This window comes from Rhodococcus sp. T9N (assembly GCF_024436645.1).
Taxonomy (GTDB): Bacteria; Actinomycetota; Actinomycetes; order Mycobacteriales; family Mycobacteriaceae; genus Rhodococcus_F; species Rhodococcus_F qingshengii.
In genome coordinates, this window is record NZ_JAMSKS010000086.1 from 23156 (window position 1) to 35542 (window position 12387).

The 12387-nt window shown below is 63.0% G+C and carries 9 protein-coding genes; 6 read left to right on the forward strand and 3 right to left on the reverse strand.

Features of this window, described 5'->3' with window-relative positions; translation table 11 throughout:
* Nucleotides 1-22: 22 nt before the first annotated feature.
* From M1L53_RS34700 to M1L53_RS34710, 3 genes are all read right to left on the reverse strand, one after another.
* The gene (locus tag M1L53_RS34700) at nucleotides 23-2101 is read right to left on the reverse strand and encodes a cutinase family protein (protein WP_193595871.1); all 2079 of its coding nucleotides are present in this window, start codon (nucleotides 2099-2101) and stop codon (nucleotides 23-25) included.
* Nucleotides 2098-2598, reverse strand: coding sequence for a hypothetical protein (locus M1L53_RS34705; protein WP_193595872.1), 501 nt, complete (start codon nucleotides 2596-2598; stop codon nucleotides 2098-2100). The genes M1L53_RS34700 and M1L53_RS34705 overlap by 4 nt, the downstream gene beginning before the upstream one ends.
* Before the next feature lie 211 nt (nucleotides 2599-2809).
* Nucleotides 2810-4003, reverse strand: a complete 1194-nt coding sequence (locus M1L53_RS34710) for an insoluble domain protein (RefSeq protein WP_193595873.1) — start codon at nucleotides 4001-4003, stop codon at nucleotides 2810-2812.
* 499 nt (nucleotides 4004-4502) lie between these two features.
* On the opposite strand from M1L53_RS34710, the gene M1L53_RS34715 reads away from it, so the two are divergent.
* The 6 genes from M1L53_RS34715 (at nucleotide 4503) to M1L53_RS34740 (ending at nucleotide 12347) form a co-directional block, all read left to right on the forward strand.
* Nucleotides 4503-4919 (forward strand): helix-turn-helix transcriptional regulator, encoded by a 417-nt coding sequence (locus M1L53_RS34715; RefSeq protein WP_257216792.1) that lies wholly within the window; start codon nucleotides 4503-4505, stop codon nucleotides 4917-4919.
* A 485-nt stretch (nucleotides 4920-5404) separates the two neighbouring features.
* On the forward strand, nucleotides 5405-9043 hold the full coding sequence (locus M1L53_RS34720) for a WD40 repeat domain-containing protein (RefSeq protein ID WP_193595874.1): 3639 nt from the start codon (nucleotides 5405-5407) through the stop codon (nucleotides 9041-9043).
* Between the two features lie 57 nt (nucleotides 9044-9100).
* Nucleotides 9101-10075, forward strand: coding sequence for an asparagine synthase-related protein (locus tag M1L53_RS34725; protein WP_193595875.1), 975 nt, complete (start codon nucleotides 9101-9103; stop codon nucleotides 10073-10075).
* Nucleotides 10076-10196: 121 nt separating this feature from the next.
* Complete coding sequence (locus M1L53_RS34730) at nucleotides 10197-10397, forward strand: hypothetical protein (protein ID WP_128638045.1); 201 nt, start codon at nucleotides 10197-10199, stop codon at nucleotides 10395-10397.
* Between the two features lie 334 nt (nucleotides 10398-10731).
* Nucleotides 10732-11931: a replication protein gene (locus tag M1L53_RS34735; protein WP_256933105.1), complete on the forward strand. Its 1200-nt coding sequence runs from the start codon at nucleotides 10732-10734 to the stop codon at nucleotides 11929-11931.
* Nucleotides 11928-12347: a hypothetical protein gene (locus M1L53_RS34740; RefSeq protein WP_193595838.1), complete on the forward strand. Its 420-nt coding sequence runs from the start codon at nucleotides 11928-11930 to the stop codon at nucleotides 12345-12347. The genes M1L53_RS34735 and M1L53_RS34740 overlap by 4 nt, the downstream gene beginning before the upstream one ends.
* Nucleotides 12348-12387: the final 40 nt, after the last annotated feature.

The window sequence follows — 12387 nt, forward strand, 5'->3', positions numbered from 1 at the left end:
TCGGTTCACCCGCCGCCGCGCGCTAGCCGCCGATCGCTTGTCGGTAGATGTCGACCATCGCGTCCAGAGCGGTTCGCTTTCCGTCGATCAACCACTGCCCGTAGGACTCGTGAACGCGGGAACCGAGGAAACTCGCTGCGGTGAATCCGGCGTCGACGACCGAGGTCAGTGCTTGCGCATCCTGGGAGGTCACCGTCGCCAGGACCGAGTTACCGAGACCGACGAAGTCGGAGTTCTGCGCCTGCGCACCCATCAACGTGGTCATCGAATCGGCCGGTTCGTGGAGCTGCTCGGCGGTCATCTTCTGCCCCGGTGTCAGGACACCGAGCGCAACGTTCGCAAGATCCACACCGATCGGGAGGAGCTGCCCGAGGGCCAGGACGTTCCCGGTTTCGGCGACCTGCCACGCGACTTCCTGGAGCTGCCCGACGTCGCGGGCGAGGCGGATGATGTCGACGTTGCCCAGCAGGTTCGCCACCAGCGCCGCCGAGGCGGCTGTGCCGGACGGATCGGGGATCAGTGCCAAGATCCGTGACACCGATTTCAGGTCGACCCCGGCCGCCATCTTCACCAAAGGCGAGAGTTGGTTGTTCAGCTCCCCCGCGACCCGGTGCGCTTCTTTGACGTTGCCGGCCAACAGATGGCCGGGAAGTATTTGCAGGTTGGCCGCAACCGCGTTGTAGTCCACCGAGGTCACACCCGAGACGACGCCGAGGATCTGGTTGATGATCGTCACCGGTTGGATCGCGGAGAGGATCGACGTGGCGGTGGTGAGTTGATCGGTCGGTGTATCCGCCAGCGGAGCCACACCGTTCGACAAGCTCTGTGCGGGACCAGTCAGACCCGCGTACGTGCCGCCGGTACCGGTGCCACCACCCGAGAGGATGCTGTTCGCCAACGTCACCACCTGGTCAGCAGCATCCAGAACCTGCGGAACGTCGACCTTGTCGAGCGCATCGACGACCGAGTTCGTGGCGGCCTCAGGAGAATCAGCCGGAGCGCTGCGCAACCCGTCGCGCGCGGCCGGGTTCGCTGCCATCCATGCCTGTGTCTGTTGGACCGGCTTGAAGGTTCCGGCCAACAGTTGCGCTTGCTGACGAACCGCGGCGACATCGACCGCCGCCGACGTCGAGGTGGGAGCGCCTGCGCTTTGCAGCTTCTCCACCGAGGTCGCCAACGCGGACGCTGCCCCTGGAGCAGCCGCGAGATCCGCGTAACCGTAGTTCGAGGTCACCGCGCCCAAGAACTCCGACGCGTTCGCGGTTCCGGCGCCTGCCGAGGTATTCGCAGTTTCGGCGGCCGCCGGAGTCGACGCCGGCTTCGCAGCCGTGTCGGTCGAGGTCTGACCTGCGACGGACGGAGTCGTTGTCGCCGAGACAGCAGTCGCGGTGGTCGGTGCCACTGTTCCGGGTGGGTTGGCAAGCACTCGTCCCAACGACGCCAAGAATGAATCCTTGCCGGTGTTGGTGTTGCAGTACTTGTCTTCCGGGTGGCAGATGTCGAAGACCCGACCCGACAGAGCGCCGTAGCCCTCGGCGGCCGGACCGGCGATGCCCTGTCCGTCGAGCTTGGGGCCGACGACCTGCGAACCGGCGGTGCCGAGCTTCGGATTGGCGAGCATGACCGCAGCGAGAACGGACGCGGCGGGAACGGGGCCGCTGCCTGCCCCGATGTTGACGGCGACGTCGTTGGCGACCTGTGCACCTTGTGAATAGCCGCCGATGACGAACTTCGAGTTCGGGCACTGCTCCATCGCGGTCGCCATTGCCTGATCACCGGCGGTCTTCGAGGCCGAGTAGGTCATGCCGGACTGCAAAAACGCTTCGGCCGGGTACGACGGATAGATGGCACGGAAGGTGTTGGGCCCGTACATCGTTTCGAGCTTCTCCCCTACCTGGCCCAACATTCCGGCAGGCTTCGACGGATCGGCGTCGGCGCGGGTCTCGGTCGTTCCGGGAGCGAAGACACCGATGTACTTGGTGCAGCCCGCCGCAGTGGACGGTGCGGCGTTGGCCAGGAGCGGTGCGGCCGCGAATCCTGCGACCAGCGTCGAAATGATGGCGAACGCCGACGCGAAGCGGGCGGTGGAAGAGATATTCATCGGATTCCTTCTGCATCAGTGATGGAGGTGATGAAATGCCGACCGTCGATCACGGCGGTGGTGATGCGCTGATACAGCGACGCGCCTTTGCCGGAGGGGCGGGTCTCGTCCAGCTCCATTGCGTACGTCCCAGCAGTCACGCCGGTCACCGTCATGCAGTAGGTCGTTCCTTCCGGCGTCGCATTGATCGCCGACTGCATGTCCGCTGCGAAGGGAGCTGCACCAGGGGTGAGTAGCGCGATCGCTGCATCGGCAGAGCGCAGCGTGTAATACGCGTGTTCGAACGCTGCGATCACACCCTCGCCGCTGTTCTGATCACCAGCAGACACCGGGCATCCGGCAGGTTCCGGAGACGGTGTAGTCGACGGTGTCGCAGCGGAATTGACGATCTCGCTGATGTTCGACGGCTCGTCGTCGGTGACCCGGCCGATGACCGACGCAGCGCCCACGACGACCCCGACCAACAACACCAGCACCGCGATCGCCAGTGCCGTCACGGCCGCGACCTGACGGCGAGGTGTCCGCGCATGCGGCATACGAGGACGACTTGGGAGGCGGACTGGGCGGGTACCAGTTCCGCCGGTCGCGCTACGTACCGCCGGTTTAGGGGTAGATCCCTTCGAGCCAAACATCGTTTCAAACTCCTTCTTCGACCAGGCAATCCATGTCAGATGGCCGGGACGGGCGTGCCCGTCCCGGCCAATCCGGCTATGCCTGTGTGCCTGCTCCGATTGCATCGCTGATCAGCTGCGATGCCAGGCCAGGGCTGGCGTTGGTGAAGAAGTCCGTGAGGGCTGTGTCGACCTGTTCGATGATCTGCTCGCCTCCGGGCTGGGCTGCGACGAAGTCTCGGGCCTGCTGGTCGATCGCGGGTGCGGCGGCGACGGTGTCGCGGACGGTGGTGGCCACTGCCTGTCCGACGGGGCCGGAGTTCTCCCAGTCGGTAAGAACGTTCTGCGTCTGAGTGGTCACGGCAGGCTGGTCGATGTCGGGGATCTGGTCGCTGACATCAACAGGTTCTCCCAATTCGCCTGCGCCGTAGGCGGTTGCGGCCGCAACGCCTGCGATGCCACCGCCGACTGCGCCGATCGCCGCTGCGGGAACGCCCAGAGCCGCTGCACCGATACCTGCTCCGGTGGCTGTGCCCACCACACCAGCAGGCACGGCACCGATCGGCGTGAGAACGGGGCTGAACAAGCCGAGGGCCGACGTTCCGCCGATGGTTCCGCCGATCAACGCGCCCACTGTTGCTGCGGGTACACCAACGGCGGCGGCTCCGGCCAAAGCGCCACCGGCACCACCGGCCAGTTGTGCGGCGGCGATGCGGCTCGCGCGGTCGACGGGGACACCGATCGAGGCGTAGAAGGTTGAGACCTGGCTTTCGATGACGGCCGAGGTGTTGTTGGTGCGGGCGAGATCGTCGTCACTCATCCAGGTCTTCTGCTCGAAGACCCAATCACCAATGCGACCCTTCTCTTTCGGCGCGATGATCGGTGCGACGATCTCGACGGGTCCGGGCAAGTGAATGTTGCCGTAGTCGATCGGTGCGACGCTGTAGTCGGCCGGGGCCGTGTAGGTGCCGGAATCATAGTCCCAGTTCGGCAGCGGCTGCGACGGAACGTTCGCGTACTCTGCGGGCGGCGGCACCCAGTAGACCGGCTCGGGTACAGGCTCGGTCGAGGGTGCAGGTGCAGGTGCAGGTGCAGGTGCAGGTGCAGGTGACGGGGCAGTGACTCCGGGCTGTCCCGGTGCAGGCCCTGTTACCCCTGGCTGCGGGGCTGCCACCGCTATCCCTGCCGTTGCGAAAGTGGCCACAACCAGAGCGGTGAGGGTGCCGGCGGCGATGACAGGCGCGGACGGTGCGCGGTGGCGACCGGTAGGTCGAGACTTGTGGTGCTTCATTGTGTGGAACCTTCCAATTGGGTTGTAAATACGGGGAATTGATGCGGACTGAGGTGGCGCTTACGCGGCCACTGTTTCCGATGCGTTGGCATCAGAAAGCGGGGAGGGGTCCTGCGCCGAAGGCAGCGAGGACCGATGGTGAGGAACAAGTGAATGGCCAACGGGGCAGACTCGGGTGCCGGGAATGCTCACCGAAATGCATGTGTGGCCCAGGCTCCTGCCGGCACACAGCGAGCCCGCCCGGCCTCGAACTTGGAGTTCACCCCACTCTTTCGTTCTCACAGCTCCCCCGATTCGTTGGATGTGTCCGGCCCAGGTGACGGCCCGAGCCGGACACAAGATCAACCTATGAGGGTCAGTCTATAACAGTCAGTTTAAAACGGCTAGACAGTAGGGGTAATCCCACGATGGCTAATCTTCACGCCTAGGTGAATCGCACCGAACACGAGTGGACGGGGGATGAGTGGGCAGGAGATCCGTTCGCGGCTTTCAACCCAACGTGCTCCGTGATCGACGGTTGGAGCGAGGATTCACTCAAGCCGAACTTGCGCGCATTCTTGGTTTGACGCCCGGCGCAGTCAAAGCATGGGAAGCGGGTAGAGGCACGCCCAAGATCGAGACACTCGTTAAATTGGTCGACCCTAGCGTGCTCGATATCGATATTTCCGCTTTGGTTTCCGTACCCAAAGGAGAGACCTTCCTTGGCGACCTTCGCACCCTGCGGCTGATCACACAGTCTCAACTTGCCGAGCGGATCGGTCTTTCCCAAACCATGATGGGTGCCCTCGAGCGCGGTGAGATCAACCTCAGCGAGGATGTCGCGGAGATGCTCGCCGCTGAGCTCGACTACTCCCTCAGCGATATTCGTTCCGCATTCAACCGCGCGAGAAGCAGACCTCCGCACACCCCTGTGTGAAGAGTGCGCGGATCGCATTCTCGATGCACCGCACGAATCGCACGCCGCGATAGGCGCGTCTTCTACCGTCATGCGGCGAACTTTTCCCGATTTTCCACACCACGGTTCGATTCCGCACCAAGCAACACGCTAAGTTTGCAGGTCCGGGCACTTCGGACAAATATTCCGCACGCGGAACTTTGTTGGGTGCGGAATTGGGGAAACGGCAGGAAAACAGTGGCGCGAGGATTCAAGTGACGGACCGGAACCAGTTCGCAGGAAGACTGAGTGCACTCTGGGCGGCCGCGAATAATCCGACGCTCAAGGCAGTAGCAGCGAGGGCGAAAGAACGTAGCTCCGAGGGTCCGAGCTACCAGCGCATCAGCGATTGGCGGCGCGGAGCCCGCGTCCCTGAAAAGTTCGAATCGCTCGAGCCTGTCCTCTGGGTACTTATATCGGCGGCGAGGGCGAAATCGATACAGCCTTCTGAGCATGGTCTGTATGACATGGCGGTGTGGAGGGAATGGTGGGCAGAGGCGCAGACCGGTAGCAGGCAAGGCCCGGACGCGTCGAAAACAGCGCCAATTGCCTGCCCATATCTCGGCCTAGCCTCGTACACAGTCACAGATCGTGACCGTTTCTTCGGACGCGAACGCAGCATCGACGAAGCTGTCTCCACCCTCCAAGGCGCCACTACCCCCGGGTTGTTCGTCCTATATGCAGCCTCCGGGACTGGTAAATCTTCGCTTCTTCACGCCGGTATCGCGGGGCGTGCAGCTACTCACGGGTTGACGTGGGGATCTACGGAACCGTGGAGCATTGAGACCGTAGACCCCGGCCCGGACCCCTTCGGCGCGCTTACCCGCATTTTCCCGCGCATACGAGAAGCCGAGTCGAGCGACGACTACCGGGAGTTGCTCGATGACTACTTCGCTGATTCCGAGAACGATGCCCTACTACTCATCGTCGATCAGTTTGAACAGGTACTCACAGCGGGTGCGAATGACGCGACCCGCGACGAGTTCATAGATCGACTCGACCGTCTCTCTCGCGTGGTCAGCTCAACGAGCACCATACGAGTTGTAATCGGCGTACGAGCGGACTTCGTGCCCGAATGCTTGCAACACGCTCCCCTTGCCGACGCTCTACAGCACAGGCAGATCGTGCTCGCGCCTATGAGCTCCGAAGAGCTGGCCGAAGCCATCAAACTGCCGGCAGCCGCCGCGAACGCTGACCTCGAACAAGGCTTGTCCGAACGAATCATCAGTGATCTCGACGCCACACGAGTAGGGCACAATCAGAGCGTTCTCCCTCTGATGTCCCACGTGCTTGAAAGCATGTGGATGCACCGTGACCCCGCCGGAAACCTCACACTTCGAGCGTATGAAGCTGCCGGAGGAATCGAAGGTTCCGTCAACCGCGCCGCCGAAAACGCCTGGAAGGTGCTCGACGCCGACGATCGTGCAGTGGCGCCGGCCTTGCTGTTGAGGTTGGTTCAGATCGGAGACGGTGCCCGCGACACCAGGAGGGCTGTACCCCGCGCCGAGCTGCTACGCGTGGGCGGCGCGGATGCCCGGAACGGCCGGGTCATCGAAGCACTCACCACCGCTCGACTACTGACCGTCGACGACGACGGACTCGTGGCCTTTGCCCATGAAGTGGTCATCGACAGCTGGAACCGGTTGCACAACATGATCAGCGCCAACAGGGCGAGCAACATGCTTCGGCAGACGTTTGAACGCGACGCGGCCGAATGGGACCGGCGAGGTCGACAGTCCGCCGACCTGTGGGCAGGCGACAGGTTGCACGATGTCATCGCGCAACTCGACGATCACCCACTGACACCGACGGCGTACAGCTTTCGCCGGGATGCAATAAGGAAGCAAGAACGACGGAAGCTCCAAAAACGGGGCGCCGTGTCCGCGATCGCAGCCTTTATCGCGGTCTTGATGATCGTGTCCGTCTTTGCGTTCCGAGCGAGTGCGCGCTCAGAGGTCCTTGCATCGAGTGCACAATTCCGAGAAGTGTTATCGACAGCGGACCGACTACAACAGTCCAATCCGTCTCTGTCGGCGCAGCTAGTTCTTGCAGCCCGCGACATGCAGCCTGCCGAGACCGCCACCGCGTCCCGAGTTCTCGCTACTCAAGATGCACCGATGGCGACGCCGGCCACCGGGCATGAAAATGCGATCTACACCGCCGCATACCGACCTGACGGCAAAGTTCTCGCGACGGCGAGTGGAGACCACACAACGCGACTATGGGATGTCAGCGATCCACAAGTCCCGACACCGATCGGATCGCCGCTGGAAGGTCACACGAGCTTCGTCACCTCAGCCGCCTGGTCCCCTGACGGTGCGATGCTTGCCACTGCGAGCGGTGATGGCACAGTGCGACTCTGGGACGTACGCGATCCGCTCTCGCCCGAGGCAATCGGCAGCCCCCTGCAATCCGCCGGCGGAACCGTGTACGTGGTGTCGTTCAGCCCAGACGGACGCACCCTCGCCGCACCGAACGACGACGGAACCACAGGGCTGTGGGACGTAAGCAACCCGCAAGCAGCGTCTCTCCTCACTCCCCCACTTGCCGGACCAGCAGGTCCCGTCAGAACAAGCGCGTTCAGTCCGGACGGGAAACTCCTCGCGGTCGGCAGCGACGACAAAACAGTGTGGCTGTGGAACGTCAGCGACCCATCGAACCCCGTAATCGCAACAGCCCCGCTCACCGGGTTTGCCCGAGCGGCGCACTCGGTCGCGTTCAGTCCAAACGGCCAACTTCTCGCCGCCGGCAGCGACGATCGAACCGCCCGCGTCTGGAACATCGGAAACCCCGCGCAACCGACCTTGGAAGGGCCGCCTCTCACTGGTCACACCGGTGCGTTGTGGTCCATCGCGTTCGGACCGGACAGTCAAACGCTCGCAACCGCAAGCTGGGACGGCACCGCCCGACTGTGGAACCTCCGAGACCCTGCCCGCCCGCGCGCCCTAGGGCAGCCCCTTGCCGGCAGTAACGGGGGCATGATCACAGTCGCCTTCGCTCCCGACGGCGCAACTATGGCAACGGGAAGCCAGGACGGCGTCCTCAGGATGTGGAACCGCCCTACATCCGTCATCGACGCCCACACCGACCGTGTCATGACGCCGAGGTTCAGCTCGGACGGATCACACATGGCCACGGGCTCTGTCGACGGCTCGCTTCAGGTGTGGGACACCTCTGATCCCGATCACCCGATCGCACGGGGACGAGTCGTAGTGCCCAACGGCCAAATCGACAACTTGCAAATGTCACCGGATGGCCGAACCGTGCTGACAACGGGCGGAAACGATCGGGCAGTGCGGCTTTGGGATGCTTCAGACCCCGACACCATCCGTCCTCTCGGCCGGCTCGACCTCGAGACCAGATACGCGTATTTGATGGCGATCACTCCAGACGGCCGCACCCTAGTCACCGGTAGCAGCGACAATTCGCTCCAGTTCTGGGACATCACCGACATCGCTGCGCCCGCACCCTTGGGGCAGCCTGTGCCGGTCCCCGGCGACCTGCTCACCAACGCAGCCTTCTCGCCGGACGGCCGAACGCTCGCGATTGCGGCGTCGGGTACCAACGACATCACGCTCCTCGACAGCTCAGATCCGAGCCGTCCCGAGATGCTTCAACCACTGACCGGGCACACGAAGCAGGCCGAATCCGTTGTCTTCTCGCCGGACGGGAAAACCCTGGCCAGCGCTGGTGACGATCAGACGATTCGGTTCTGGGACGTAACGAAGCCAAGCGAGGCGCAAGGGATCGGCGACCCCCTGATCGGCCAATCAAGCACGATCCGGTCCGTCGCTTTCGCAACCGACGGGCGGACTCTGGCTTCGGGCAGCGACGAGGGAACCGTCCAGCTATGGGACACCACAAACATCGCAGCTCCCATCAAACTCGGCGGTTCCATCGCATCCATCGGAGCCACCCGGTGGTATATCGCATTCAGTCCTACTTCCAATCACCTCGCGGCAGGTGGAGAGGGCGGCGCCGTCCGGCTATGGAATCTCACTCAGCGCGCGGCAGAAACCCGAGTGTGTAGGAACACGAACAATGTTCTTACCGACGCGACGTGGGACCAACTATTCCCTGAACTCCCCTACCGAACCACCTGCTAACTCATCCTTGGAAAGGGCACTGTGCGCTCACCGACTGCACTTCAGACCGCAACGCCAATGCAGTTCGTCGCAGACGATCACGCACTCGACGTCGATGGTTCCAGCCTCCGCACCACCGCAGACCCTGACATCGCGGCGAAGGCAATAGCCGCCGAAACCCTCGATCGAATACGAGTGGTGCTCGACAGCTACCCCGCAGATCCGATCGTGTTGCTTTCAGGTGGCGTTGATTCGATCCTCGTTGCGGCGACCGCAGTCGCCCTCGGCACCGCACCGCGTGCGATCACGATCGTCGTCGACGGGGAAACCGTCGATCGAGCACCCGCGATAGCCGCTGCCGAAGCACTCGGACTGCGGCATGAAGTTGTTGTCCTGAGCTCATCAGACGTCGTCAGCCTCGCTAAATCGGCAGTCGTCGCTCTGGGAGTCAACGAATTGTGGGAGGTCGCAGCCGCTATCCCGATCCTCGCTGCCTCTGAATTGATCCGCCGATTCAGCGCAGCGTCCCCGGCGCCGGCAGCTGTTCTCACCGGCAGCGGTGCAGATGCAATTTTTGCAGGAGGCCGGGTGATCGAGCACCCGATCGAATCCGCCGCAGCGAACCGGGCTTTAGACGAAGTAGTTCGCACCGAGACGGGAACGAACTTCGTTCGCGATCGATTGGTCCCGGATTTCTACGAACGACTGCTAGGCGACGACGCCCAAGCACTCATCCATGTATTCCAGACAGAACGGTTCTGGCAACTCGCTGAACAACTAGCGCCACCCGCTCTCTTCGGCCACGTCACTGGCGCAGCGCACGACAAACTCGCAGTCCGGCTGGCATGTGAGCGCCTGCTTCCGGAAACTGCGCAGCACCTGGCCTGGACACGTAAATCCCCTATTCAACGGTCCAGTGGCCTTTTCGATGCGCTCGCTGATGCAGCGCGTGCCCGTGCCGCGCAGCTTCCAGGAGCAACGACCTACAGCAATCCGCTCACGGAACCGATGGAGTCCGTCGCAGTCAGGCTTTTTCTAGCCGATTTACACTGAACCATATAGAGCGAACGAATTGAACCGGCGTGTCGGCTGCGTATCTCGACATTTCTGCGGGAGTATTTGCAGGCAACACAATGCCCGCGCCACCGCGCGGACGAACTGGAAGGGGCTTGTCATGGCGAGAGGTCGTCCGAGTAAAGGCGAGCGGCGTCGTGTCGAGACGCGAGTGCCCGTGGATGTCAAAGACCGCCTCACCCTGATGCGCGAAGCTCGGGGACTGACTGAGAGCGAACTCGTCGCCGACATCCTCAGCGCTGCGGTAACCCGATTCGACCCGGCCGCAGTCCACACAGAGAGGCTGACGATGACCGCCTAATGGTGACCACAACGCCGAAGATGCGGAAACCCCGCTTCGGTCTCATATGCGCAGTTGATCGCCCTTAAAACGACGATATCCCCCGGTTGACGGGCCGGGGGATTCGGATGTCGTAAGAAACGAGTTGACGCTCGGATCTTAGGGTCTTGCTGCTTTCCCCGAAGGGACTGTCTTGCGCGACAGGTCTCAGGGTACATCGCGTCCTGATGCAAAATCCATAACCGATTTTTCGCGTGTCTCAGCGATGGAGCACACGCCCGCACCCATACAGCGCCCGTACTGCGGTAGCAGCCCTACGCGGCGCCGCTACGGAACCGCTCGTACACCCCGCAGGATGCAAGGGCACCTGTACGGGCACCAGTGCCATGCCCTGACGCCGATGCTGCTCAATACGCTCGGCAAGGAAGCCGCTTGCCGGCGCTATTGCAAGGTCGCACTCGCCCTCGAAGACGGCGCATACGGCGGCATCGCCCGCTGGCGGGGCGCCCAACATTGGGTCGAGATCGTCGTTCGGTGTGCGTTCACCGCCGAATACACACGGATTCGACCGGCACTAGTCCGGTCGTCTGGCGGCGGCATCAGCCTCAAGTCCTTGCTGGCAGTTGCCACCGTCATGGCCGAAGCCGCGGACTTCGACACCGGCCGCAACTCACGCTTGACCGTGGAAACCATCGTCGAACGCACCGGCAAGAAAGAGCGGACTGTTCAGCGAGCACGACAAGCTCTCAAGCTCCTGCGCGTGGCCACCGAGGTTCTCCGCGGCCGACTCCGCACCAAGGACGAGCGGTATGCCTCATGGAGGTTCAACGACAAGGCCCGTGGCTGGGCGTCTGTCTGGGCATTGCACCTGAGCAAGCCTGTGGATAAAACCCGCATCTTGGTCGCCGGTTCCATACAGATGGCACCCCACCCCCGCAGGGGTCACTTTAAGAGCTTTACCTCTCGTAGAGAGGTACTTAATACAAAACGATCTGTGGATAAACGAGCCGCTTCGCGGCGCAAGGAGTCAAAGGGGGATGTCGAGAAGGCCGAAGTCGTCCGGAAAGGCTTGTTACTCGCATCCAAATGGCTCAGCAATCCACGAACTCCCGTTTGGGCGCGCCGGCACACCCCCCGAGGTTGGGCTCCCGCGCTGGCCGAACCAGCTGCACATGGTTGGACGGCCGCGGATCTCAACGACGCGATCGACGCCTGGAGCAAGGCCACGCGGATGGCACCGGCCCCGAAGCACCCCATCGCGTTCATCCGTTGGCTCATGAAGCAGCAGGACTTGGCCTTCGCACCACACGTTCTCGCTCAGATAGCCGCAGACCAGGAAAAAGCCGAGCGCGAACGACAGGCAGCAGCATTCGAGGCCGAACGCAACCGCTACGCATCGGCCGCATCCGAGGACTCCCCCGGCCGCCAAGCTGCCCGTTTCGTCGCCCGCCGAGCCGCCGACAGCGCCCGCATCCGGAAGACCCAGGCATCCGCGCGCGAGAATGAAACCTCGCCCGTGTGGATCACCCATCTCTCAGATCGGGGTAAGCGATGAACGGAAAACGCCCGTCCGCAAAGCCACCCGTCAAACGCCGGCCGCTCTCCCCCTGCCAGACCGTCCCCCAGATCCACGAACGGTTGCGCACCGGCGCAAAGACGATCGTCATCGACCACCGCAACGACGAACCCCTAGAACTCACCGACGCCGAGCTGCCCGACGGCATCACCATCCGCATCATCGGCGTCTCACGCGTCATCATCACCCGACTGGCACCCGAAACGAAGCGCAGCGCCCAAATCGTGGCCACCGACGCGGCACGATCCCAAATCTTCGGGCACACAACTCTCTTCGCCTACGGAAACGCCCATACCGACGCATTCGACACCACACGCGTCCGCGCAACCAACCGCGCCACAAGCAACCTCGTCGACGAGGGGGTCGGGGAGCAGATTCTCGAAATCCGGCGCTAAGGATTTACGGCAGATAGTAGCGTACTATCTGCCGTAACTC